The 22,178-nt window shown below is 73.5% G+C and carries 22 protein-coding genes and 1 pseudogene; 13 read left to right on the plus strand and 10 right to left on the minus strand.

Annotated features, from left to right (window positions below):
* Window positions 1-54 precede the first annotated feature (54 nt).
* The 3 genes from A6F73_RS00205 (at window position 55) to A6F73_RS00215 (ending at window position 3,753) form a co-directional block, all read left to right on the plus strand.
* Window positions 55-843, plus strand: a complete 789-nt coding sequence (locus tag A6F73_RS00205) for an SDR family NAD(P)-dependent oxidoreductase (protein WP_063345853.1) — start codon at window positions 55-57, stop codon at window positions 841-843.
* A gap of 62 nt (window positions 844-905) precedes the next feature.
* Complete coding sequence (locus A6F73_RS00210; protein WP_063345854.1) at window positions 906-3,245, plus strand: condensation domain-containing protein; 2,340 nt, start codon at window positions 906-908, stop codon at window positions 3,243-3,245.
* Window positions 3,246-3,273: 28 nt separating this feature from the next.
* Window positions 3,274-3,753, plus strand: a complete 480-nt coding sequence (locus A6F73_RS00215) for a hypothetical protein (protein WP_063345855.1) — start codon at window positions 3,274-3,276, stop codon at window positions 3,751-3,753.
* 570 nt (window positions 3,754-4,323) lie between these two features.
* Here A6F73_RS00215 and A6F73_RS42735 read toward each other — a convergent pair.
* Window positions 4,324-4,563, minus strand: a complete 240-nt coding sequence (locus A6F73_RS42735; RefSeq protein WP_063345857.1) for a TetR/AcrR family transcriptional regulator C-terminal domain-containing protein — start codon at window positions 4,561-4,563, stop codon at window positions 4,324-4,326.
* Here A6F73_RS42735 and A6F73_RS00230 point away from each other — a divergent pair.
* A pseudogene (locus tag A6F73_RS00230) lies at window positions 4,472-4,759 on the plus strand (FAD-dependent monooxygenase); the annotation flags it as partial. The gene A6F73_RS42735 and the pseudogene A6F73_RS00230 overlap by 92 nt on opposite strands.
* A gap of 285 nt (window positions 4,760-5,044) precedes the next feature.
* Here A6F73_RS00230 and A6F73_RS00235 read toward each other — a convergent pair.
* Window positions 5,045-5,698 (minus strand): pyridoxamine 5'-phosphate oxidase family protein, encoded by a 654-nt coding sequence (locus tag A6F73_RS00235; RefSeq protein WP_244293235.1) that lies wholly within the window; start codon window positions 5,696-5,698, stop codon window positions 5,045-5,047.
* Window positions 5,699-5,725: 27 nt separating this feature from the next.
* Window positions 5,726-5,974 carry a hypothetical protein gene (locus A6F73_RS42435; RefSeq protein ID WP_063345860.1) on the minus strand — a complete coding sequence of 83 codons (249 nt, stop codon included), beginning with the start codon at window positions 5,972-5,974 and terminating at the stop codon, window positions 5,726-5,728.
* Between the two features lie 225 nt (window positions 5,975-6,199).
* Between A6F73_RS42435 and A6F73_RS00245 the strand changes: the two genes are divergently transcribed.
* Complete coding sequence (locus tag A6F73_RS00245; protein ID WP_279634866.1) at window positions 6,200-7,885, plus strand: GAF domain-containing protein; 1,686 nt, start codon at window positions 6,200-6,202, stop codon at window positions 7,883-7,885.
* Here A6F73_RS00245 and A6F73_RS00250 read toward each other — a convergent pair.
* Both A6F73_RS00250 and A6F73_RS00255 read right to left on the minus strand, forming a co-directional pair.
* Window positions 7,882-8,865, minus strand: a complete 984-nt coding sequence (locus tag A6F73_RS00250) for a nitroreductase family protein (protein WP_063345862.1) — start codon at window positions 8,863-8,865, stop codon at window positions 7,882-7,884. The two genes, A6F73_RS00245 and A6F73_RS00250, sit on opposite strands and share 4 nt — an antisense overlap.
* Window positions 8,866-8,972: 107 nt before the next feature.
* A complete protein-coding gene (locus A6F73_RS00255) occupies window positions 8,973-9,650 on the minus strand; it encodes a response regulator transcription factor (RefSeq protein WP_063345863.1) in 678 nt (225 codons plus the stop codon).
* 248 nt (window positions 9,651-9,898) lie between these two features.
* Between A6F73_RS00255 and A6F73_RS00260 the strand changes: the two genes are divergently transcribed.
* A complete protein-coding gene (locus A6F73_RS00260; protein WP_063345864.1) occupies window positions 9,899-10,165 on the plus strand; it encodes an MBL fold metallo-hydrolase RNA specificity domain-containing protein in 267 nt (88 codons plus the stop codon).
* Window positions 10,166-10,217: 52 nt separating this feature from the next.
* The gene (locus tag A6F73_RS43840; protein WP_079135305.1) at window positions 10,218-10,472 is read left to right on the plus strand and encodes a universal stress protein; all 255 of its coding nucleotides are present in this window, start codon (window positions 10,218-10,220) and stop codon (window positions 10,470-10,472) included.
* On the opposite strand, the gene A6F73_RS00265 is transcribed toward A6F73_RS43840, so the two are convergent.
* Window positions 10,427-13,150, minus strand: coding sequence for a GNAT family N-acetyltransferase (locus tag A6F73_RS00265; protein WP_063345865.1), 2,724 nt, complete (start codon window positions 13,148-13,150; stop codon window positions 10,427-10,429). The genes A6F73_RS43840 and A6F73_RS00265 overlap by 46 nt on opposite strands.
* 218 nt (window positions 13,151-13,368) lie before the next feature.
* On the opposite strand from A6F73_RS00265, the gene A6F73_RS00270 reads away from it, so the two are divergent.
* The gene (locus A6F73_RS00270) at window positions 13,369-15,729 is read left to right on the plus strand and encodes a glycosyl hydrolase family 65 protein (protein WP_063345866.1); all 2,361 of its coding nucleotides are present in this window, start codon (window positions 13,369-13,371) and stop codon (window positions 15,727-15,729) included.
* 60 nt (window positions 15,730-15,789) lie between these two features.
* Here A6F73_RS00270 and A6F73_RS00275 read toward each other — a convergent pair whose 3' ends face one another.
* A complete protein-coding gene (locus A6F73_RS00275; protein WP_063345867.1) occupies window positions 15,790-16,407 on the minus strand; it encodes a hypothetical protein in 618 nt (205 codons plus the stop codon).
* A gap of 42 nt (window positions 16,408-16,449) precedes the next feature.
* On the minus strand, window positions 16,450-16,998 hold the full coding sequence (locus A6F73_RS00280; protein WP_244293236.1) for a universal stress protein: 549 nt from the start codon (window positions 16,996-16,998) through the stop codon (window positions 16,450-16,452).
* A 229-nt stretch (window positions 16,999-17,227) separates the two neighbouring features.
* Here A6F73_RS00280 and A6F73_RS00285 point away from each other — a divergent pair, with 229 nt between their 5' ends.
* On the plus strand, window positions 17,228-18,265 hold the full coding sequence (locus A6F73_RS00285; protein ID WP_063345869.1) for a zinc-dependent alcohol dehydrogenase family protein: 1,038 nt from the start codon (window positions 17,228-17,230) through the stop codon (window positions 18,263-18,265).
* 331 nt (window positions 18,266-18,596) lie between these two features.
* Here A6F73_RS00285 and A6F73_RS00290 read toward each other — a convergent pair whose 3' ends face one another.
* The gene (locus A6F73_RS00290) at window positions 18,597-19,583 is read right to left on the minus strand and encodes a hypothetical protein (RefSeq protein WP_063345870.1); all 987 of its coding nucleotides are present in this window, start codon (window positions 19,581-19,583) and stop codon (window positions 18,597-18,599) included.
* A 297-nt stretch (window positions 19,584-19,880) separates the two neighbouring features.
* Here A6F73_RS00290 and A6F73_RS00295 point away from each other — a divergent pair, with 297 nt between their 5' ends.
* The 3 genes from A6F73_RS00295 to A6F73_RS00305 all read left to right on the plus strand — a co-directional run bounded on the left by A6F73_RS00295 (window position 19,881) and on the right by A6F73_RS00305 (window position 20,798).
* Window positions 19,881-20,069 (plus strand): hypothetical protein, encoded by a 189-nt coding sequence (locus A6F73_RS00295; RefSeq protein WP_063345871.1) that lies wholly within the window; start codon window positions 19,881-19,883, stop codon window positions 20,067-20,069.
* A gap of 50 nt (window positions 20,070-20,119) precedes the next feature.
* Window positions 20,120-20,398, plus strand: coding sequence for a dsRBD fold-containing protein (locus tag A6F73_RS00300; protein WP_079135306.1), 279 nt, complete (start codon window positions 20,120-20,122; stop codon window positions 20,396-20,398).
* 121 nt (window positions 20,399-20,519) lie between these two features.
* A complete protein-coding gene (locus A6F73_RS00305; RefSeq protein ID WP_063345872.1) occupies window positions 20,520-20,798 on the plus strand; it encodes a hypothetical protein in 279 nt (92 codons plus the stop codon).
* A gap of 72 nt (window positions 20,799-20,870) precedes the next feature.
* On the opposite strand, the gene A6F73_RS00310 is transcribed toward A6F73_RS00305, so the two are convergent.
* Window positions 20,871-21,215, minus strand: coding sequence for a LuxR C-terminal-related transcriptional regulator (locus A6F73_RS00310; RefSeq protein WP_063345873.1), 345 nt, complete (start codon window positions 21,213-21,215; stop codon window positions 20,871-20,873).
* A 264-nt stretch (window positions 21,216-21,479) separates the two neighbouring features.
* On the opposite strand from A6F73_RS00310, the gene A6F73_RS00315 reads away from it, so the two are divergent.
* The gene (locus A6F73_RS00315) at window positions 21,480-22,133 is read left to right on the plus strand and encodes a hypothetical protein (protein ID WP_159398301.1); all 654 of its coding nucleotides are present in this window, start codon (window positions 21,480-21,482) and stop codon (window positions 22,131-22,133) included.
* Window positions 22,134-22,178 lie beyond the last annotated feature (45 nt).

The following is a 22,178-nucleotide window of genomic DNA, read 5'->3' on the forward strand; positions in this document are numbered from 1 at the left end:
GACCACCCACCACCGGCCCGAGCTCCCAGCCCGCCCTCACCCCCAGGACCCGCCATGACCACCGCACCCGAGCAACCCCTCGCCCTGATCACCGGCGGCACCCGCGGGATCGGCCTCGCCATCGCCCGCGAGCTCGGCAGCCGCGGCCACCGCCTCTTCATCTGCGCCCGCACCGGCCCGCACATCACCGAGGCGCTGGCCACTCTGCGCGGCGAGGGCCACCAGGCCGACGGCACCACCTGCGACGTGCGCGACCCCACCCAGGTCAGCGCGCTGATCCGGCACGTGGTGGCCGAGCACGGCCCGATCACCGTGCTGGTCAACAACGCCGGCCGCACCGGCGGCGGGCCGATCGCCACCACCACGGACGACCTCTGGTACGACGTCATCGACACCAACCTCAACGCCGTCTTCCTCGTCACCCGGGAGACCCTCAAACACGGCCACCTCACCGGCACCGCGCACCCGCGGATCATCAACATCGCCTCCACCGCCGGGAAGCAGGCCGTCACCCTCGGCGCCCCGTACACCGCGAGCAAGCACGCCGTGATCGGCTTCACCCGGGCACTCGCCAAGGAACTGGCCCCGACCGGCACCACCGTCAACGCCATCTGCCCGGGCTACGTGAACACCCCGCACACCACCCGGATCCACCACGAGTACGCCACCGCCTACAACACCACCCCCGAGACCATCCACCAGCACTTCCAGACGCACATCCCGCTCGGCCGCTACACCACCCCGGAGGAGGTCGCCTCGCTGGCCGGCTACCTCACCTCCCCGACCGCCGCCAGCATCACCGCCCAGGCACTGAACGTCTGCGGCGGCCTCGCCACCCAGTAACCCCGGCGCAACCCTGGCCGGCCCACGGGAAGGAACCGGGCTCCGGTGCCCGCTGATCAGCGATGACGAACCGTCACTTCTCCAGCGCACCCGTCACCCTGCTGGTGGCCGGCGCCCCGTCGCCCGAGCCCTGCCTGCCCGCCGCCCGCCCGCCGAGACGGCTCGACACCGGCGCGGTCAACGCCGCGCTGGCCCGCACCGCCACCCGCCGGTGGCGGCCGCCACAGCCGCGCGGGGCCGGCCGGCCCCCGGAGTTCCTGCTGGTCGAACTGCAGCAGACGTACGAGGCCGACGTGCTGCGCGCCGCCCTGCGCGCCGTCGCACCGGAAGGCGGGGCAGCAGACGGGGCCCGCCCCACGCCCCAGGGCCGGTCGGACGCGCTCTGGGAGCGCACGGTCGACGGCCCCGACGGGCTCGACCGGGTCCTGGCCGACCTCGGACGCGCCCTCGCCGGTGGAGCACGGCTGCGCGCCGTCCTGGTCGAGGACCGCCAGGGCGGCCTCCGGCGCCTGTTCGTCGGCATCGCCGCCGGACCGTCCGCGCGCGCCGCCGAACTCGTGGAGCGGCTGCGGGAGGCGCTGGCGCACCCGCCGGAGCCCGTCACCGTGCCGACCAGCGCGCTGCAACGGGAGATGCTGCGCCAGGTCATCGGGCGCGCCGACCACGGCGGGCGGCACGTCGAACAGCTGTCCTGGAACTGGCACGGGCCGCTGGACACCGACCGGTTCACCGCCGCCTGGCAGTCCGTGTTCGACCACGAGACGGTGCTGCGCGCCGCCTTCGACTGGGACGACACCGCCGGCGACCCCTGGATGGTGCTGCACGAACGCGCCGTCCCCGACGTCACCCGGCACCCGCACGGCGCGATCGGCTGGGACGACCTCCTGGAAGCCGACCGGCACCGCGGCTTCGACCTGCGCCGACCCGCCCTGCTGCGCGCCACCCTGCTCGACTCCGGCCCGCAGGACCAGGACGACGGACCGGCCACCCGGGTCCTGCTCACCTACCACCACGCGATGCTCGACGGCTGGAGCGTGCGGCTGCTCCTCCAGGCCTTCTACCGCGCCTACCTGACCGGCGGCGTCCTGCCCGGCGGCGAGCGCCGCCCCGACGTCCGCGACCACGCCCGCTGGCTCGACGCCCAGGAAAGCGACGCCGCCCGGCAGTTCTGGGCCACCCGGACCGCCGCCAGCGCCGTCCTCCCGCTCGCCCCCGACCCGGCCCGGCACGGCAGCGGACGCGCCCGGCGCCGGCTCACCCCGTACGAGGCGGTCCGGCTGCGCGGCTGGGCGGCCACCTGGGGGGCGGGCGAGAGCAGCGCCCTCCAGGCCGCCTGGGCGCTGCTGCTCTACCGCGCGGCGCAGTCCCACGAGCAGCGCCCACCGGCCCGGGCGGTACGGGTCGGCTTCGCCGTGACGGTCTCCGGGCGGGGCATCCCGCTGGACGGCATCGACCGACTGCCCGGCGCGCTGCGCAACCCGCTGCCGATCTCCGTCCGGGTCCACCCGAGCACGACGGTGCCGCAACTGCTCGCCGCCCTGCGCGACGACGTGCTCGACCTCGCCGCCTACGAGTGGGTCTCGCCCGGACAGGCCCACCGCTGGAGCGCCACCCCGCGCGGGCAGCGGCCGCACAGCCTGGTCGTCCTGGAACACCAGCCGACCGCCCCGCACCACCTGCGGCTGGAGACCGACCTGGCCGCGCACGGCATCCACGTGGAGAACCCCGTACCGGCCGGCACCTTCACCTCGTACCCGATCACCCTCGCCGCCCACTACGACGCCACCGGCGGACTCGTCCTCACCACCACCCACGACCGCGCCCTGCTCGCCGACCGGGACGCCGTCGAACTCCTCAGCCAGAGCGCCCACCTGCTGCGCACCTTCCCCGACCTGCCGAGCGGCCTCAGCACCTCCGAAGTGCTGCGCTCCACCCTCGCCGGACACCCGGCGCCCCGGCCCGGCGGGCCCGCCGACCACCCGCCGGGCCCGGACGCGCCGGCGGACGCACCGACGGACGGCCCGGCCGTCCGGCTGGAGGTTCTGCGCCGGGCCGCCCGCCCGGGCGCGGGCTGGGTGCTGCTGCTGCCCCCGCCCGACGCCCCGCACACCCGCTACCCCGGCACCGCACGCGGCTGGCCGGGACCGCAGGCCCTCGGCGTGCTCCGCCCGGCCGCCGGCCCGCCGTCACCGGCCGCCTACCGCCCGGTCCTCGCCCCGCTGCTGGAGTCCCCGGCCCCGGTCGCCCTGGTCGCCGCGCACGGCAGCGGCGTCACCGCCTACGAGGTCGCCCGGCTCGGCCCGCCGGCCCGCCCCCCGCTGGTCGTCCTGCTCCCCGACGACGCCGCCCCGTCCGACCTGTTCGCCCTGGCCCCCCTCCTCGCCGGCCCGCCCCCGCCGTGACGCCCTGCCCGCAGACGTACCGTTAGGCATGGCCCGCTTCGTCCTGACCCGCCGTTCGCCCCTGCCCCCGGCCGTCTGCTGGGAGCGGCTGACCGCCTGGCCCCGGCACGGGGACCGGGTGCCGTTCACCCGGGTCACCGTGGTGCGGGGCGGCGGCGGGCGGGCGGGGGACGCCATCCTGGCCCGGACGGCCATCGGGCCGTTCCGGTTCGACGACCCGATGGAGATCGTCGGCCTGACCGCCCCCTCGGCCGGGCGCGACGGGCTGTGCCGGCTGGAGAAGCGCGGCCGACTGGTGCTCGGCTGGGCCGAACTGCGCGTGCAGGCCCCCGGCCAGGACACCGGGGAGACCGGGGAGGCCGCCTGGTCCGAGGTGACCTGGACGGAGGAACTCCGGGTCGCGCGCCTGCCCGCGTTGCTCGACCCGCTCGTGGCCCGCGCCGGGCGCCTGGTCTTCGGCCGGGTGCTGGATCAGCTGCTGGAGCCGGGGGCGGCCCCTACGACCTGACGTCCCGCCAGAGCCGGTACTGCCGGCGGGCGTACCCGCGCGGGTCGGCGTCGGCCATGACGCGGTCGTGCTCCGCCGGCGTTTGGCGACGGGCCCCGCCAGTGGCGTCGGGTCTGCCGCCTACGCCGACAGGATCGGCAGCAACCACGACGCCCGACGACTTCACCAGCATCTGGCCACGATCGCAGCTCGATGAGCCGCCACAGCCCGCGTCCGCTCACGCCAGAAAGAACATCGCCGCAACTCTGGACATCACCCGGACCGAACAGGAGGACCTTTCACTGTGCGACATGGTCACCAGACTCCGCCGCATGATCATCGCCACCCGATTCATGCCCAGCCGCCCAGTTCAGCCCACAAGTAGGAAATCCACACCACCCAACAAGCCTGGGCCAGCACCAACGCCGCGCAAGACCCAGGCTTCGGCGTAGTCGCTCGGCGCCCGGTTCATAGTGATCCGCCCAATTTCCAGGCGCATTGATCAGGCGCATTGATGAGGTTGCGTCGTCGCAATGCGTCAGTGCCAACCTGGTGCCACGGGTGGCGCTCGTCCGGTCCCTCAGCCGCGTGTCAGCTTGAGATGCGGGCTTCGATGCCGTCGAGGAGGAAGTCGAGGCCGGTCCGGAAGGTCTGATCGGCGTCCAGGTGAGGACCGTCGCGGACGACCGTGGCCAGCGCGGGGAATCGGCCCGTGGCGAAGGTGCGCTCCAGGTACGGCCCGGTCGGCCTGACCTGGCCCTCGACCCCAGGCGTCACCCTCCTGGGCGACGCCGCCCACCTGATGCCCCCGGTAGGGCAGGGCGCCAACATGGCGATGCTCGACGGCGCCCTGCTCGGCCTCGCACTGGCCGCCCACCCGGACGACCACCCCGCCGCCGTCGAGGAGTACGAACGCGAGATGTTCGACCGCACCGGCGCTGTCGGCCGACAGTCCGCGGACATGCAGGAGATGCTGGCGTCGCCGGACGCCAGCCAGAAAATGCTCGCATTCTTCCAACCTGCCTGACTGCAAGCGAATACGACGAGGCAACCCAGAGCTTCGGCGTAGCCGCCTGGCGTCAGGTTCGTGACGGCCCGTGGGGCAGGTGGCTCTGGGATCGGAAGCAGGCACAGCTTCCAAGATCATGGACTTCTCCACGTCCCGTGACCCGAGTGGAAGACCGTGTCTGCCGACGCATCATCGCCGATGCCCCGCCCCACCTGCTCGAACGGCTCGGACTGCGGCCCGATCCGCTGCCGCCGTGCCGCCTTCTGTTCTGCATACGTCAACGCGCCCTGTACAGGGGCACGTTCACCCGGTGCCGATCCGGCGGCCGGTGACGCCGACCGGCTGGACGCGCACCCACAGCGGGCGGGAACCGCCGGCCCACGGGGTGGCGCCCGGGAGGGTCGAGAGCCGCTGCTCCTCGTCCGGAGTGTCGGCGTGATGGGCCTCGCCGAGGATGAGGACGCTCCAGCCACGGCTCCGACGGTCGTCGATGTGGTCCACCTCGAACGAGACGGGTGCGCCGTCCTTCGGGGCGGCGGCGCCTCGGGGAGCTGTACGGTAGGCGATCGTCCTGGCGTCCACCACGTAGTTGACCGGGAGCACGACGGGGGCCGTGGCGCCGGGCAGGCCGATCCGGCCGACACCGTGGGTACCGAGCAACTCCCAGCACTGCGGCTCGGTCAGATGGAGCAGCAGGGGGCGCGGATCGGCGTCGTCCTGCCCCGGTGGGGCGTCGGGGCGCCGGCCCGAGAGCAGCTCCGGCCAGGTCATCCCGAGCACAGCGGCGATCCGGACGAGCCCGGGCAGGTCGAACTCCGGCCCCGATTGCAGGAGTTGCCGCAGATAGGAGGGCGACATGGCGGCCCGGTGGGCGAGCATCCGTTCACTCATGCCGAGTTGGTCGCACCGCTGGACGATCCGGCGGGCGATGTCGCCCGGGTCGGTACGACTGGTCATCATTTCAACTCCTCCGTACATGGGAGGTCACGTCCGGAAGAGCGCGACCTTGAGCGCCCCGGTATCGGCGGCGTCGGCGAAGACGTCGTAGGCGTCCTGCATCTCGTCGAGGCCGAAGCGGTGGGTGACCAGGCCACCCACGTCCAGGTGCAGGTCGGTGCCGCAGATGGTGACCGCGTCCACCCTCGCAACGGCGTCGTCCGGGGCTCGAACGGCCGGGTCGGGGACGTTGCCCCAGGTGCGACGGTCGGGTCCGTGGTAGGTGAGCGCTTTCATGCTGCGGTCACTCCTCGCGGAGGGCGGAGCCGGGCGCTTCCGCTCGTTCTTCCAGCGTTTCCCGCGGTCGTACCCGCCGCCAGGGGTCCGGTGGGGTGCTCCCACAGGGCCGATGGGCCCCCTTGCGCCTGACGCGCCGCAGCTGGCGCGCCTACGCTGGTCAGTGGGCACCGAGGGCGAGCCACGGAGGATCCCTTGAGCAGTGCGTCGGAGAGTCCCGACCCCGTGCCGAAGCTACGGCTGGACGAGCTCCTGGAGGAGCTCCAGGCCCGGTTGGACGCCGCCCGCGGTACCCGCGACCGGGTGCACAGCCTGTTGGAGGCGGTGCTGGCGGTCGGGCGCGACCTGGAGCTGACCGAGGCCCTGCAGCACATCGTGGAGGCGGCGGTCACCCTGGTGGACGCCGAGTACGGCGCGCTCGGTGTGATCGGCGAGGACCAGAGGCTGTCCCAGTTCATCCCGGTCGGGGTCACGGACGACCAGGTCAAGCTGATCGGCTCGCTACCGTCCGGGCACGGCATCCTCGGCGAGCTGATCCGCCGCCCTGAAGCGCTGCGGCTCTCCCGTATCGCGGACCACCCGGCCTCTTACGGTTTTCCGGCCAACCACCCACCGATGCGGTCCTTCCTGGGGGTGCCGATCCGGATCCGGGGCAAGGTGTTCGGCAACCTCTACCTGACCGAGAAGCGTGGCGGCGGCGATTTCGACGCCGAGGACGAGTCGGTGCTCGCCACCCTCGCCGTCGCCGCCGGTGTGGCCATCGACAATGCCCGCCTCTATGCCCGGGCACGCCGGCGGCAGCGCTGGTTGGAGGCGAGTGCGGAGGTCACCAGCAGCCTGCTGTCGGGCAGCGGGGAGCAGGAGGTGCTGGACCTGCTGCTCGCCCGGGCCGCCGAGATCGCCGGCGCGGATCTCGCCGTCGTGGCTGTGCCGCGACCGGATGTCGGGGAGTTGGAGGTGCGGATCGCCATCGGCCTCGGCGACCGGGCACACCGCGGTCTGGTGCTGCCGGTCGAGGGCACGTTCATGGGCGCGGCCTTCCGCACCGGCGGCCTCGTGGTGAGTCCCGATGTCCAGAAGGATCCTCGGATCACCGCCGGACCACCGCGTTGGAGGGGACTGGGCCCGGCGGTGGCGGTGCCGGTCGGCACGGCCGAGCGCGGGATCAGAGGTGTGTTGCTGCTGGCCCGGGCGGCCGGCGCAGCGCTGTTCGACGAGGGCGAGTCCGGGCCGCTGCTGGGCTTCGCCGCCCAGGCCGCGGTCGCGATGGAACTCGCCGAGCGGCGCCGCGACTCCGAGCAGATCGCGCTGTTGCAGGAACGCGACCGAATCGCCCGAGACCTGCATGACCTGGCCATCCAACGCCTCTTCGCCACCGGCATGACCCTCCAGGGCGCCACCCGCTTCATCGAGCACCCCGAGGCGACCGACCGTGTCCTGCGGGCCATCGACGACCTGGACGAGACCGCGAAGACCATCCGGGCCACCATCTTCGGCCTGCGTCTGCGCGAGAGCGGCCCAGCAGCGAGCGGGCTGCGTGCCCGGCTCGTCGACGTCGTCGAACGCGCTGCCCGCGCCCTCGGTTTCGCCCCCGCTCTGAGGATGAGCGGCTTGCTCGACGTCGTCGTCCCCACCGAGATCGCGGACGCCGCCGTCGCGGTCCTGGAGGAGGCCCTGTCCAACGCCGCCCGCCACTCCCGGGCGGGCGCCGTGGAGATCTCGGTGGACGCCGACCAGGAGCTGACGATCGTGGTCACCGACGACGGAGTAGGCCTTCCCGAAAACGGTCGCCGCAGCGGGCTCACCAATCTCGCCGACCGCGCCACCTCGCTGGGCGGCACCTTCACCGCCCGTTCCCGTCCTGAAGGCGGCACCGGTCTGGTGTGGAGAGTGCCCCTCGCGCAGCCCTAAGGCTCCGGGTCCAGCACGTCACCGGCCTCCAGCCGAGGCGTCGAGGGCCCCTCAGGGCCGTAGCCGAGGCGGATCAGGATCTGGACGTAGCCGGGACGCCGGTGGGGGTCGCGGGCTTCCCGGCGCAGGTAGGGCCACTCCATGGCCTGGTGCAGCAGGGAGGCTCGGACGCCGTGGACGGTGGCGGCGAGCAGGACGTGTTCCAGGGCGAGGCCGGCTCGCAGCCAGTCCTCGGGGGTGTCGTGCCCGGTTGTCAGGACGGCGATGCACGGCTCGCGTTCGAAGAAGGCGGGGGCCTGGTGCTCGGAGGCGCGGATCGCGGTGAAGTCGCGCATCGGCAGGTGGCCGACGAGGTCCTGCGGGCCGAGTGCGCCGACCGGGATGCCGTAGGGCGGTGCGTCGCCCGTACGGATCCAGCTGCGGCTCTCGGCGCGCTGGGCCTCGTCGGTGATGTTGCGGCGCTCGGCCTCGGCGGTGAGGTGGAGCAGCCGGGTGGTCTCCGCGAGGTCGGGCAGGTGGAGCATGGCGTCCTCGGACCGGGCGGCGGTGGCCAGTTCGTCGAGGACGGCCGGCGGAACGGGTTCGCCGGTGAACGGCGTACGGATGGAGTGTCGGTGCCAGATCGCCTCGTACAGTCGCTCGGTGCCCGGAACGGGCGCGGCGGACGGGGCGTCCAACCGGACGGCGGCGAGCAGATCCGGCTCGGCCGGATCGGGCAGCAGGCGCACCTCGGGTGCCCAGCCGAGGTGCCGGGCAGCGACCCGCAGGTTGAGGACGGCCGCGCCGACCGAGATGTACAGGGCCCGGCCCTGCGGATCGGCGGCGGGGACGGCCCGACTCCGGTCGGCCCGGACCTCCAGGGTCGAGGTGGCCGGCTGGAGGCGGAAGCGCCAGGGCTGGCTGTTGTGGATCGAGGGTGCGGCGACCGCTGCGGAGACGAGCTTCTCCAGTGCGGCGACATCGAGGGCGAGGATGGTCATGACCGCCTCCGTGGGTGGGCGGGTTTCAACTCCACCGTGCGGCCGGGGCCCTGGGCGGCACTTGGGCCGTTCGGCTCAATCTCCTGGCCCATCCGGGCACCGGAACCTCAGTGCGGACGCTGGTGATGCTGCTCGGGCGGCTCGGCGTGGGCGGCGAGAACAGCGGCCTGGAGGCGGCGCTCGACCCCCAGCTTGGCGAGCAGGCGCGAGACGTGGTTCTTCACGGTCTTCTCGGCCAGGTAGAGCTCCTGGCCGATCTGGCGGTTGGTCTTGCCCTCCCCGACGAGAGCGAGGATCTCCCGTTCGCGGGGCGTGAGCCCGGCGAGGGCCGCGTCGGTCCCGCTCTCCTGGTGGTGGCGCAGGCTCTCCATCAGCTGGTGGGTGGTGGCCGGGTCGAGCATGGACTGGCCCGAGGCCACCGTACGCACCGCGCTGACCAGGTCGGCGCCCTTGACCTGTTTCAGTACGTAGCCGGCCGCTCCAGCCATGATCGCGTCGAGCAGGGCGTCGTCGTCATCGAAGGACGTCAGCATCAGGCAGACCAGGTCGGGCATCCGGTCCCGGAGTTCGCGGCAGACGGTGACGCCGTCGCCGTCCGGGAGCCGTACGTCGAGCACGGCGACGTCCGGGCGCAGCGCCGGCACCCGGGCGAGGGCTTGGGCGCAGCTGCCGGCCTCGCCGACGACTGCGAGGTCCGGCTCGGCCTCCAGGAGGTCGCGGACGCCGCGCCGGACGACCTCGTGGTCGTCGAGTAGGAACACCCGGACGGGCTGGGGCGTGTCCATGGCCTGCTCCCTGGGGTGCGCGGGCGGTGACTCCACCGATTCTGCGCGTCCGCGCCACCTGGCGCACCCGTGTCAGTCACGCGGGACGACGGCGATCGGGCACCAGGCGCGGGCGGCGTCCACGCGTAGACGACCCTCAGTGGGACGTCCCAGTTCGTGGCGGTCTTCCGCGCGAAGGCGAGAACGGCTGCGGCAGGATCCCGCTCCTACGCCCGCCCGAGCCCTTCACCGGCGCCGACGTCCTGCTGATGGAGTCCACCTACGGCCACCGGCACCACGACGAGACGGCCGCCCGCGAGTGGTTCTCCCAGGCACTGGAGCGCACCCTCGCCCGGGGCGGCACCGTCGTCATCCCGTCCTTCATCGAGTGGCTGCGCCCGGCGCCGCCACCCAGCACGGTCTACCTCGTCCACGGCGAGCCGGAGGGCTCGGAGGCGCTGCGCGACCGCATCGACCGCGAGCTCGGCTGGACCGCCGTGGTGCCGCGCTCGGGCGAACGGGTGCTGATCCGGTGAGCGGCACAGTCTGAAGGGCGGGGCAGATCGACGCGGTGCGGAGGTGCCGCCGATGAACCGATTCGTCGTCGTGGGTGTGGACCCGTCGACCCGGAGCCGGGCCGCAGTCGACTGGGCCGTCGACGAGGCCTTCCGCCGACGGGCGGACCTACGGCTCGTCCACGCCTTCGAGGCCGCCCAACGGCAGTCCGCGGCCGCGCAGAACCGGAGGCCGGGAAGGTGTCGGCCGACGTGCCGTCGGGATGCTGTGCCTCATGGTGCTCACTCCCCCTCGGCGGCCGCCGGCCAGCGCAGCCGCCGCAGGTAGGGGTCGAAGGACGGCCTGCGTTCGAGACGGACCCGGGCGTCCACGCAGACCGCGCCGTCGGGGCGGAGGATGACGGGGTTGAGGTCGGCCTCGACGAGCTCCGGGAAGTCGTCGGCGAGCCGGGACAGCCGGGCCAGGACGGACCGTACCGCCGCGAGGTCGACGGGAGGCGCCCCGCCATTGCCCAAAAGGAGGGGTGCGCTGCGCAGTTCGGCGACCATGGCGGTCAGGTCGCGCTCGCTCAGCGGGGCGAGCCGGGCCGTCCGGTCGGCCAGGACATCGGCGGCGGTGCCACCCGTCCCGAGGACGACGAGCGGGCCGAAGACCTGGTCCTGGGCCACGCCGGCGAGCAGTTCCACCCCGGGCGCCGCCATCGGCTGGATCACCGCCCCGGCCAGTTCGGGACCGAAATTCTGGGCGAACTCGCGGTAGGCGCAGCGCACTTCGGCATCGGCGGCCAGACCGGTGCGGACGACACCCAGCGCGCTCTTGTGCACCTGGCCGGGCCAGTACGCCTTCATGGCCACCTTCCCCTCGTGCCCGAGCCGGCGCAGACCGGTGGCGGCGACGGAGGCCATGTGTTCGTCCCGGGCCCACACCGAGACGGTCAGCGGCAGCCCGTACGCCTCCAGCAGGTCGGCGGTGGACAGCGGGTCGAGCCAGCCGCCCTCGGGGTGCGCGGCGAGGTAGCCGTCGATCAGACTGCGGGCGGCGCGCCGGTCGCAGTCCGGGGCTTCGGCGGGTGCGGAGGGGACTTCGGCGAGCCACCGGGCGCGGTCCCGGGCGTGGGCGAGGGCCCGGGCTGCGGCAAGGCTGTCGGAGTAGGCCGGCAGCATGCCGCCGTCGGCGCAACCGCGGTAGCGGACGGGCACCTGCTGGTCGAGGAGCACGGCGGCGACCGGGACGCGGCGCCGGGCCGGGCCCTCCAGCAGGGCGCGCACCGGTTCGTGCGCGGGGGTGTCGCACAGCGCCGTCGGTGCCAGGCACACCAGAATCGCGTCGACGGCCTCCTCGCGCTCCAACGCACGCAGGAAAAGGGCGAGTTCGGTCGGACGCACCGCCGCCGTGGTGTCCACCGGGTTGCGGACGCAGGCTCCGGACGGAAGCAGTTCCCCCAGTTCCGCGGGGAGTTCGGGCAGCGTCAGGCCGGCGTCGGCGCAGGCGTCCGCGGCCAGGATGCCGATACCGCCCGCATTGGACACCACAGCGACCGCCCCGCGCGGAGCGGGCAGCGGCTGGGCGTGCAACAGGGCGGCGGCCTCGACGAGTTCCTCGATGCTCCGGGTGGCCGTGATACCCGCCTGCCGGAACAGCGCCTCCCTGGTCACGGTGGGAGTGGCGGCCGCCGCAGTGTGCGAGGCCGCACCCCGGCGGCCGGCCGTCGAGCGTCCGGCGTCGACGGTGAGCACCGGGACGGTCCGGGTCACGCGGCGGGCGGTACGGGCGAAGGCGCGCGGGCTGCCGAAGGACTCCAGGTGGAGCAGCGCGAGGTCGGTGCGACCGTCCGCCTCCCACCACTGGAGCAGGTCGTTGCCGCTGACGTCGTACTTGTCGCCGAGCGACACGAAGCTCGACACTCCGATGCCCAGCCAGGCCAGCCGCGACAGCAGCGCGATCCCCACGCCGCCGCTCTGCACGGCCACCCCAGCGGTACCGGGCCGGGGAAAGGCGCCGCCGAACTCGGCGTCCAGCCGGACGGCGGGGTCTGTCTGGGCCATGCCCAGGCTGTTGGGCCCGACCAGGCGGATGCTGTGCCGGCGGCAGGCACCCATCAGCCGCCGGGCCTCCTCCGCCGAGAGCCCGGAGGTGAGCACCACCAGCGCCCGGACCCCGGCGGCGCCGCACTCCTCGGCCACCCCCGGGACCGCGGCGGCGGGCACGGCCAGCACGGCGAGGTCCGGCACGGCGGGCAGCGCGCCGACGGACGGGTACGCGCGCTCGCCGCCGACCTCGTCCGTGTGCGGGTTGACCGCCCAGACCGGTCCCGCGAAGCCGCCCTGCCGGATCTTTCCGAGGACGGTCCGCCCGACCGACCCCTCCCGGCGGGACGCCCCGACCACCGCGACCGAGGCCGGGCGCAGCAGCGCCGTCAGGCTCGCCAGGTCGGCCCGGCGCCCGCGGTCGTCGACCGCCAGGCGGTAACGCTCGTCCGTCTCCTCCAGCGGGACCCGGAGCCTGACCTCGCCCTGGGCGAAGCGGCGCTGGACGGGCAGGCCGAGGTCGGCGAAGACCTTGTGCACCGCGCGGTTGCCGAACAGGGTGTCGGCTTCGAAGGCGCGGATGCCTGCCGCCCGGGCGGCGTGCACGAGGTGTTCCAGGAGCAGGGTGGCGACACCTCGGCCGTGCCAGGGGTCGGCCACCGCGAGCGCCAGCTCCGCCGTCTCCGGCGGGTCGTCCAGCAGTTCGCAGTCCGCCTCGCCCACCAGTTCCTCCCCCGCCCAGGCGCCGAGCGCCAGCAGGCCGGGGCGCGGCGGCCCGCACAGCCGGTCGGCGGTCTGCCCCGGCGCGGTGCGGCTGACCCCGAAGAACCGCATCCGACGGCTCTCCTCGGACATCCCGGTGGTGTGCAGGTCGAGCACCGCCTGGTGGTCCTGCGGGTCGAGTGGGCGGATCCCGACGGTGGTGCCGTCGGCCAGCAGCGCCTCGGCGGTACTGCGCGGCGGATGAACGGTGGACATGGCGCGTCTCCTCGGCCCTCGCCGATCGGTCTCCTCCAGCCTCCACGCCCGGCCACGGCCACGGGAGGGCCGACCGGCCCCGCCCGCCCGGCCGACCGGCGGCCCGGCCGTGCGCCGTCCGAGGGGCGGGCCGGTCGGGCGTTGCGCAGACTGGGGTCAGGCCGGTCGGCAGCGGAGGTCTCGTCGTGGCAACCGACACACCGGCGGGGTACCCCGTCATGCCCGATCCCTGGACCCTTCGCTACCGGGGCTTCGACCCGGCCGAGGAGGGGCTGCGGGAGGTGCTGTGCGCGGTCGGCAACGGCTACCTGGTCAGCCGGGGTGCCGCGCCGGAGGCGGTCGCCGACGGGGTGCACTACCCAGGGACGTACCTGGCGGGCTGCTACGACCGGGCCGAGTCGACGGTCGCGGGGCGGGTGGTGACCAACGAGGACCTGGTCAACTGCCCGAACTGGCTGCCGCTGACCTTCCGCCCGGCCGGCGGCGCCTGGTTCGCCGGCCCGCCCGCCGAGCAGACCGTGGAGCTGGACCTGCGCCGGGGTCTGCTGACCCGCACCGCCCTCGTGGTCGACGACCAGGGGCGGCGGACCCGGTTGGTCCAGCGCCGCCTCGCCAGCCAGGCCCGACCGCACCTGCTCGCCTTGGAGAGCACGTACACCCCGGAGAACTGGTCGGGTGCGCTGGAAGTCCGCTCGGCGCTGGACGGCGACGTCGCCAACACCGGCGTCGCCCGCTACGGCGGACTGGCCGAGCGCCACTTCGCCTCGTTCGGCCAAGGCGTGGAGGGAGACGGGCTGCTCTGGCTTGAGGCCGCCGCGGCAGGCTCTCCCCTTCGGATCGCCCTCTGTGCCCGGACCAGGGCGCACCGGGCCGAGGTGACGGCCGAGTGCCGCGACGGCTGGGCGGCCCACGTCCTCACCGTGCAGGTCCAACGCGGCCGACCGGTCACGGTGGAGAAGACCGTGGCGCTGCACACCTCCCGCGACCGGGCGATCGAGACCCCGCTGCACGCCTCCCGGCTGCTCACCGCCGAGGCCGGGAGCTTCGACGACCTGCTGGTCGAACACACCGTACGCTGGGCCGAGTTGTGGCGCCGCTGCCGGATCGAGGCCGACTTCGACGGCACCGGTCCGCTGCACCTGAACCTGTTCCACCTGCTCCAGACCTACTCCGAGCACTCGATCGACCTGGACGTCGGCGTCCCGGCCCGCGGACTGCACGGCGAGGCGTATCGAGGGCACGTCTTCTGGGACGAGCTGTTCGTCCTGCGGCTGCTCAACCTGCGCTTCCCCGAACTCGCCCGCGCCGTACTCCGCTACCGCCACCGCCGCCTGAACGCCGCCCGCCAGGAGGCCCACCGGATCGGCCTGCGCGGGGCGATGTACCCGTGGCAGAGCGCGAGCGACGGCCGCGAGGAATCCCAGCAGCTCCATCTGAACCCGCTGTCCGGCCGCTGGCTCCCCGACCACAGCCACCTCCAGCGGCACGTCGGTTCCGCGGTCGCCTACAACGTGTGGCAGTACTACCAGGCCACCGGGGACCGGGACTTCCTCGCCTCGGCGGGCGCCGAGACGCTGCTGGAGATCGCCCGGTTCTGGTCCTCCGCCGCCAGCTACGACCGGGGACGCGGGCGCTGGTCGATCCGCGGTGTGCTCGGCCCCGACGAGTACCACGACGCCTACCCCGGGGCCGACCGGCCAGGTCTGGACGACAACGCCTACACCAACCTCATGGCCTCATGGGTGCTGGCCCGGGCCCAGGACGCGCTGGACGTCCTGCCCGGCTACCGGCGCGAGGAGCTGCTGGAGCGCCTCTCCCTCGACGCCTTGGAGCTGGACCGCTGGCAGGAGGTCGGCCGTCACCTCCACAGCCCGTTCCACGAAGGCGTCCTCAGCCAGTTCGACGGCTACCAGCAGCTGGCAGAGCTCGACTGGGCGGCCTACCGGCGCCGTTACCCCGACCTGCGCCGGCTCGACCGCATCCTGGAGGCCGAGGGCGACACGGTCAACCGCTACAAGGCGTCCAAACAGGCCGACACCCTGATGCTCTGGTACCTGTTCTCCGCCCGCGAGGTCCGCGACCTGCTACGGCGCCTGGGCTACCCCGCCGGCCACGAGCTGCTCCGCCGCACCACGGACTACTACCTGCGGCGCACCGTCCACGGCTCGACGCTCAGCTCCGTGGTGCACGCCTGGGTGCTCACCCGCTCCGACCGCCGCGCGTCCTGGCGGTACTTCCGCGACACCCTGGCGGCCGACCTGCGGGACAGCCAGCGCGGCACCACGGCGGAGGGCGTCCACCTGGGCGCGATGGCGGGCGCGGTCGACCTGCTGCAGCGCTGCTACACCGGTCTGGAGGTCCGCGAGGACGCCCTCTGGCTCGACCCGCACCTGCCCTCCGCCCTCAGCCGGCTGGACCTCGACCTGCGTTACCGCGGCCACTGGGGCCTCACCATCACCGTCGACCGCCGCACGGTCACGGTGAGCCTGCGCGAGGACCGCCAAGAGCCGGTCCTGATCCGGCTGCGCGGCACACAAGCCGTGATCCGACCGGGCGAGGCCCGCCGCTTCCACCTCTGACAGTGATGATGTGACTGGTGGTTCTGCTGATGAGCCTGACTCGCCCTCTGACAGCGGCCTTCACCGCCGCCCGGACCAACCCGGTTCCACCTGCTCCCAGGCTGACTCCCAGCCGTCCTCCGCCCGCTGTTCCAGCCGGTGGCGGCACAGCGCGAAGCCGCCCTCCGCGGCCAGCCCGAGCACGAAGACCGTACCCAGGCCCACCAGAGCGGCGTCCGACAGGATCCCCGCGACCTCCTTGGGGGCGCCGACCGGGTTCCCGGCGTCGTTCAGCCCGACCACAACGGCCGTCCCGGCCGGCGTGCCATCCGGCACCGGGATGGTCCCGCCACCCGGCCCGGCCGGGTACGTCCAGCGGGCCGGAGCATGCGCCCGCGGGCTCCCCTCCCGCAGGTCGTCCGACTGGGCCGGACCCGTGGTGACGGCGGTGACGACGTGCCGGTGCCGGACGACCTGCTGCGCGGTGTGCGTCCCCGCACCGAACACCAGGAGCGCCGCCACCAGAGCCACCACGAGCGTGGCGAGCACCGTCAATGCCAGCGCGGCCACCAACCGGCTGTACGTCCGGTCCACCGGGCGGCAGAGCGGATTGAGGTCCAGACCGACGGCCCGCCGGACGTGCTGGCGCAGCGACGTGCGCGGGGCCGGGTGGCTGTGTGTGGTGGCTGCGACGGACATGGCGCGCCTCCTCCGTGCCGGGGTGGCATGTGCCCTCGCAGATCAGTCTGCCGAGCCCGCTTCCGCCTCCCGAGGGCCTGACGGCCCTGGTGTCGGGCCCGAGGGGTCCTTCGCTGCAGATCGCTCGTCCCCGGCCGGGCCGGCCGTGAAGTCGCCGCGGACGAGGACCACGGGGCAGCGGGCGTACCGGACGCAGTACCGGGAGACCGAGCCGAGCAGCGCGCCGACGAAGCCGCCGAGGCCTCGGCTGCCGACCACCAGCAATGCGGCCCCCGCAGAGAGCTTCACCAGGACCTCGCCGGCACTGCCGTGCTCCACCCGCTGCCGCACGACGGCCCCCGGGCACCGGCCCGTCTCCCGCATCACCACCTCGGCGAGCTCCGACCCGGCGACGGCGTCGGACTCCTCCGGGCACACCGTGATGCCCCGTCCGTAGACACCCGGCTCATCCCAGCTGGTCACCGCCTCCACGACCGCGCCGGTCAGCCGGGCCTCCCCCAGAGCCCAGCGCAGCGCTGCTCGGGACGGACGCGAGCCGTCCACGCCGACGACGATCCGCCGCTCGTCCGTCGTCCGGTCGATGCCGTTCACTTCGTTCACCTCCGTGCAGCGCCGGCCCTCCACTGCGTCCGCATTCCCCAGCACACCGGCTATCGGGTACCCGCCGCTTGGACCGGCGGGCCCCAGGGCCGGGGCCGTCCGGCCCCTGTACAGCCCGCCCACAGTGGTACGCCATGGAGGTAGGGACAGGATCGCCCGTGTGCGCGGCTGCTCGGCCGGGATGATCCTGAAGCGAGGGGCCACAACACGCGAGGCAGCGATGAACACCGAAGAAGCACCGGGAGACACCGAGGCCTGGGTCGTGGCGCAGCCGGGGCCGGTGGGTAGGGCGGGCCCGGGGCCGTTGGTGTGGGAGCGGCGGCCGCTGTCCGCGCCCGGATCGCGGGAGATCCTGGTGGAGGTGGAGGCGTGCGGGGTGTGCCGTACGGACCTGCACCTGGCGGAGGGGGATCTCGCTCCCCGGGTGGCGCGGTGCACGCCAGGGCACGAGGTGGTCGGGCGCGTGCGGGCGGTCGGTCCCGCGGTCGAGGAGTTCACGGTCGGGGACCGCGCCGGGGTGGCCTGGCTGGCCCGGACCTGCGGCAGCTGCGGGTACTGCCGGACCGGGCGGGAGAACCTCTGCCCGGATTCGCGCTACACCGGCTGGGACCGGCACGGCGGCTACGCCCGCCACGTGGTCGCGGACGCCCGTTTCGCCTACCGCCTGCCCGAAGGGCCGCCCGCCGAGGAGCTCGCCCCGCTGCTGTGCGCCGGGATCATCGGCTACCGGGCGCTGGAGCGGGCCGAGCTGCCGCCGGGCGGGCTCCTGGGCATCTACGGCTTCGGCGCGTCCGCGCACCTGACCGCCCAGCTCGCCCTCGCCCGGGGCGCGCGGGTGGCCGCGTTCACCCGGGGTGAGGCGGCCCGACGGCTGGCACTGGAGCTCGGCGCCGAGTTCGCCGGCGACTCGTACGACCCGCCCCCCGAGCCGCTGCACGCGGCCGTCCTCTTCGCCCCGGCCGGCGAGCTGGTGCCGGTCGCGCTCGCGGCGCTGGACCGGGGCGGCACGCTCGCGGTGGCCGGCATCCACCTCAGCGACATCCCGCCACTGAACTACCAGCGGCACCTCTTCCAGGAACGCACGCTGCGCAGCGTCACCGCCAACACCCGGGCCGACGGACAGGCCTACCTGGCCGAGGCCACCCGGACCCGCCCGGTGGTCCACGTACGCCGCTACCCGCTGCGACACGCCGACGCAGCACTCGCCGACCTCGCCGCGGACCGCGTGACCGGGGTCGCGGTGCTCGTCCCGGAGTAGGCGAAGGGGACCGGGCCCCGACAACCGTGGCAACATGCGCGCGGCGCGATCGGCTCGCAGCCGACGTCTGGCGGCGGGCGGCCCCGGTCGCGGTGGGCCGCCCCCTCGAAGACATCGGGGCCCACCGGGATCAGCGGCCGGGTCATCCGCCCCGACGGCCCTCCGACCGTCGCACCCGAGCAGGAGGAACGGATCCCGCGATGACCACGCTCGCGAGCCCGCCCGGCTGACCGTGCACGCCTGCACGGTTCCCCAACCCCCTCCCTCGACCCCTCGACGCCACGCCATACGGCCCGTCTCCCCCCGAAAAGACGGGCCTGCGGACATCCGACTACTCCTCCGACGGGTCCAGGATGTCCTCGACCCGCCGACGCGGGCTGGCCACACCGGGCGGGCCGTAGCCGAGGCGCAGCACCAGTTGGACGTACCCGGGCCCCTCGTCCGTATCGCGCAGACGCCAGCGGGTGTCCGGGATCTCCACGGCCTGGTGCAGGACGGAGGCACGCAGGCCGTGGTCGGTGGCGAGCAGCCAGACCCGTTCCATGGCCTGTCCGGTGCGCAGCCAGTCGGCCTGGCCGTCGAGGTGGGTGGTGAGGGTGGCCAGTTGCGGCAGCGCCTCGAAGCGTTCGGCTGGGGTGGCATGACGCGGCGGGTGTCCGGCGAAGCCTCGCATCGGGACGCGGGCGTCGCGGTCGTGCGAGCCGAGGGCGGCCAGCGGGATGCCGTCGTAGGAGGGCTCCAGCCGTAGCCAGCGGCGGGTCTCGGCCTCGCGGGTGACGTCGGCGGCCATCGCGGCCTCGGCCTCGGAGGTGAGGGCGAGCACGCGACGCACCCCGTGCTCCTCCAGCACGGTGAGCGTGACGCCTTCGTCCCGGCCTGCCGAGATGAGGTCGGCGATCAGTGCCTCGGGGACGTCCCGGTTGGTGAACGGCTGCCGGCTGGAGTGGCGCCCGGCAATGGCCGGGTAGAGGTCGGCACCGAAGGGCTGCCGTGTGCGGGCCTGCGTGGAGAGGTCGAGCACGGCACACGGTTGCGCGCCTTCGCCGGACGGCAGCAGCCGGACGGCGGCCTCGCGGCCGAGGTGCGCGGCGGCCACGCGCAGATTGAACAGGGCAGCGCCGATCGAGATGTGCAGCGCCCGAAGGTCCGGGTCGGCAGCTTGGACGGCCCGGCTCAGGTCGGCGTGGACCTCCAGCCCGAGCCGGTCGGACGTGGGGCGGAAGCGCCAGGGCTGGCTGTTGTGCAGCGACGGCGCCAGGCCTCCGGCTTCGGCCAGCAGATGCAGGTCCGCGATGGTGAGGGCGGTTTCGGTGGTCATGATGATTCACTCCCAGCTCCCGGATCCCGGCTCCCAGCTCCCGGCGGGGAGCGCCGGTGATTCGAGCATCCGTCGGGTCGGTGGCGCCGGGCGAGGGTCCTACGGCCCTGGTCTCATGACCGAGCGGGCACCGATGCTCACCGATGCGTCCGGCCTCGTCGGACAGGTCCGCGCCGACCCCGCAGATAGGGCCCACCGGAGGGCCGAACAGCCCTGCTGTCTCGCACCCGGCGGCAGTCTGCTGGACGGGAGAGGCCCGGTTCATCGTGCCGGGCCCTGAGTACCGGAGGCACGGCTGTGCTGACCGACGACTCCCGCACCGCCACCCAGCAGCTGATGCACACCACCAGCGGACGCACCATCGCGGTGTCCCGCTTCACTCCCGAGGTCCTGCCGGACACCGGCCGCATCGTCCTGACCGTCCGCGCACCGATCGGCGCGACCGAAAAGCCCGCTCGCACGATCGAGATCACGCGGGGCGGTTGACCTGACCGGCCGGGCGGGCCCGAGCCCGCCCGGCCCCGAGAGGACCGGACATGAGCACGAACACCACGACTCCGATACGCACCAAGCGGTGGAGCCTGCGCCTCGACCTCTTCGAGGAAGGTGACACCACCAAGGTCCACGCCGTCCTCGACACCGGCGACAACACCCTGGAGTCCCGCACCACCGCCCGCCGTAACCCGCACGACCCGCTCGTCCCCGAGATCGGCGACGAGTACGCCGCCGCCCGCGCCCTGATCGACCTCGGCCACCAGCTCCTCCGCGCCGGAATCGCGGACGCCGCCGCCAACGACCGCTCCCTCGCGGGCTGATCGGGCCCGTAGAGTTCGCGGAGCTTCCGCGAACCGTGGTAGCCGGAGAACATCAGGCAGGTGGACGACTACGTCCTGTTGGGGCTGCTCATTCACAAGCCGTGCCGAAGCCACCGGCGAGATGGCCGCCGTCCTGGACGGTGAGCTGCGCGGCGGCTGCGAGAACCGCGATGCCCTCTACACGGGGACGCCGACCGGCCTGTTCCACCCCGGCCCTCAGCCCGAATCGGTCAAGTCGGAGAAGGCCGACCAGATCCGCAACCGGCATGAGCTCGCGCCCGTGGCGACCGTCCGCCCAAGTTTCGACAAGAGCGTCCATGATCGACCAGCAGTGCGCACGGGGCTGCACGTCGCCCGCCGCCTCTTCGAGGAGATCCGGCAGCGCGGATTCCCCGGCTAGGAGCAGGTCGTCCCCGTCTACGTGCGCCTGGCTGCGGGAGGCAATCCCCCGCAGCCAGGGGCCACTCCGTCCTCAGCCTGCCCTGAACCGTTGGAACAACAGTGCGGCCTGGAGCCGACTGGTGACGCCGAGCTTGGTGTTGATCCGGCTCGCGTAGGTCTTGACCGTGGAGACAGCCAGGCCGAGGCGCTCGGCGATGGCGGTGTTGGGCAGGCCCTCGGCGAGCAGGTCCAGCACCGCGCGCTCCTGTTCGGTGAGGGTGGCCGGCGCGGTCGCGGTCGAGGTGGAGGCGCGGGTGCGCATGCCGTCGAGGCCGTGGCCGCCGGAGGGCAACAACAGCGTCTGGGGCGGTCCGCCCGCGGAATTGACGATGGCGATGCGCAGTGTGTCCGGGTTGACCTCGACGGTGACGTCCACTTCGGCGTCCGGAACGTGCTTGTGGGCGTTGGTCAGTGCCTCCTGGACGATCCGGTAGGCCGCGTACTGAACGTCCTGTTTCGGTTTGAGGGTCGGCGCCGGGCGGGGTGGGTGTCGGTGGGGAGGGTGTCGAGCCAGCCGGTGAGTTTGCGGTTGTTGGCGTGGGCGATCTGGCAGGCGAGGAGGCGGGGCTGGGCGAGCTGGGCACGTTTCTGGACGGCTACCTGCGCGGGTGGCTGCCCGACGGCCCGGATCGACCTGGCCATGCTGCTGGTCAACCTCGAGCGGTCCGACGAGTCCGAGGCGCTGCTGCACGAGCTGATCGCCTCGGCGCACCCCGTGGCGGCCGGCACCGCCACGGCCTTGCTCGGCGTGCTGCTGCTGTACACGGACCGGTGGGAGGAGGGGCGGGCCCACCTGAGGGCGGCCGTCGACACCGCCAGGGGACCCGCGCTCCAGCTGGCCCGCTTCCACCTGGCCAAACTGCTGATCGAGCAGGACGAACCGGAGCGGGCCGCCGAACTGGTGCATGCGGTGGTCGAGGACGAACCCTCGGAGGCGACCGAGGCCGCCCGGGCCACCCTCGCCCTGCTACTGGTACGAGCCGGGAAAGCGGAAGAGGCCGCCGAACTGGTCGCAGGCGATGCCGGTTCCGCCGACCCGCGAACCAAGGAGACGGCCTTCGCCGAGGTCGGCGAGCACCTATTCGACGCTGTCTGGCCCAGCCTGATCCGGGTCGGCTGGGACGAGACCGGCGGCACGGTTGGCTGTCCTGCCCTGCCAGGGGGTCGGGGGAAACGATCTTCAGGGTTGTGGGAACGAACCATCTGCCGGCTGGGTGAAGTCGCAGGTCAGCGGATTGTGTCGGTTCCCGACCAGCAGCACCCCACACCCTCCTCAACCCGGCACACCGCATGATCCGTGTCATGTGAGGCCTCAGGACATTGTTGACGCGGTGTTCTC

The organism is Streptomyces sp. MJM8645, assembly GCF_001625365.1.
GTDB lineage: Bacteria > Actinomycetota > Actinomycetes > Streptomycetales > Streptomycetaceae > Kitasatospora.

Coding starts and splice junctions, on each gene's coding strand:
- A6F73_RS00205 (WP_063345853.1), top strand. CDS start 55: ATGACCACCGCACCCGAGCAACCCCTCGCCCTGATCACCGGCGGCACC.
- A6F73_RS00210 (WP_063345854.1), top strand. CDS start 906: ATGACGAACCGTCACTTCTCCAGCGCACCCGTCACCCTGCTGGTGGCC.
- A6F73_RS00215 (WP_063345855.1), top strand. CDS start 3,274: ATGGCCCGCTTCGTCCTGACCCGCCGTTCGCCCCTGCCCCCGGCCGTC.
- A6F73_RS42735 (WP_063345857.1), bottom strand. CDS start 4,563: ATGTTGGCGCCCTGCCCTACCGGGGGCATCAGGTGGGCGGCGTCGCCC.
- A6F73_RS00235 (WP_244293235.1), bottom strand. CDS start 5,698: ATGACCAGTCGTACCGACCCGGGCGACATCGCCCGCCGGATCGTCCAG.
- A6F73_RS42435 (WP_063345860.1), bottom strand. CDS start 5,974: ATGAAAGCGCTCACCTACCACGGACCCGACCGTCGCACCTGGGGCAAC.
- A6F73_RS00250 (WP_063345862.1), bottom strand. CDS start 8,865: ATGACCATCCTCGCCCTCGATGTCGCCGCACTGGAGAAGCTCGTCTCC.
- A6F73_RS00255 (WP_063345863.1), bottom strand. CDS start 9,650: ATGGACACGCCCCAGCCCGTCCGGGTGTTCCTACTCGACGACCACGAG.
- A6F73_RS00260 (WP_063345864.1), top strand. CDS start 9,899: ATGGAGTCCACCTACGGCCACCGGCACCACGACGAGACGGCCGCCCGC.
- A6F73_RS43840 (WP_079135305.1), top strand. CDS start 10,218: ATGAACCGATTCGTCGTCGTGGGTGTGGACCCGTCGACCCGGAGCCGG.
- A6F73_RS00265 (WP_063345865.1), bottom strand. CDS start 13,150: ATGTCCACCGTTCATCCGCCGCGCAGTACCGCCGAGGCGCTGCTGGCC.
- A6F73_RS00270 (WP_063345866.1), top strand. CDS start 13,369: ATGCCCGATCCCTGGACCCTTCGCTACCGGGGCTTCGACCCGGCCGAG.
- A6F73_RS00275 (WP_063345867.1), bottom strand. CDS start 16,407: ATGTCCGTCGCAGCCACCACACACAGCCACCCGGCCCCGCGCACGTCG.
- A6F73_RS00285 (WP_063345869.1), top strand. CDS start 17,228: ATGAACACCGAAGAAGCACCGGGAGACACCGAGGCCTGGGTCGTGGCG.
- A6F73_RS00290 (WP_063345870.1), bottom strand. CDS start 19,583: ATGACCACCGAAACCGCCCTCACCATCGCGGACCTGCATCTGCTGGCC.
- A6F73_RS00300 (WP_079135306.1), top strand. CDS start 20,120: ATGAGCACGAACACCACGACTCCGATACGCACCAAGCGGTGGAGCCTG.
- A6F73_RS00305 (WP_063345872.1), top strand. CDS start 20,520: ATGGCCGCCGTCCTGGACGGTGAGCTGCGCGGCGGCTGCGAGAACCGC.
- A6F73_RS00315 (WP_159398301.1), top strand. CDS start 21,480: ATGCTGCTGGTCAACCTCGAGCGGTCCGACGAGTCCGAGGCGCTGCTG.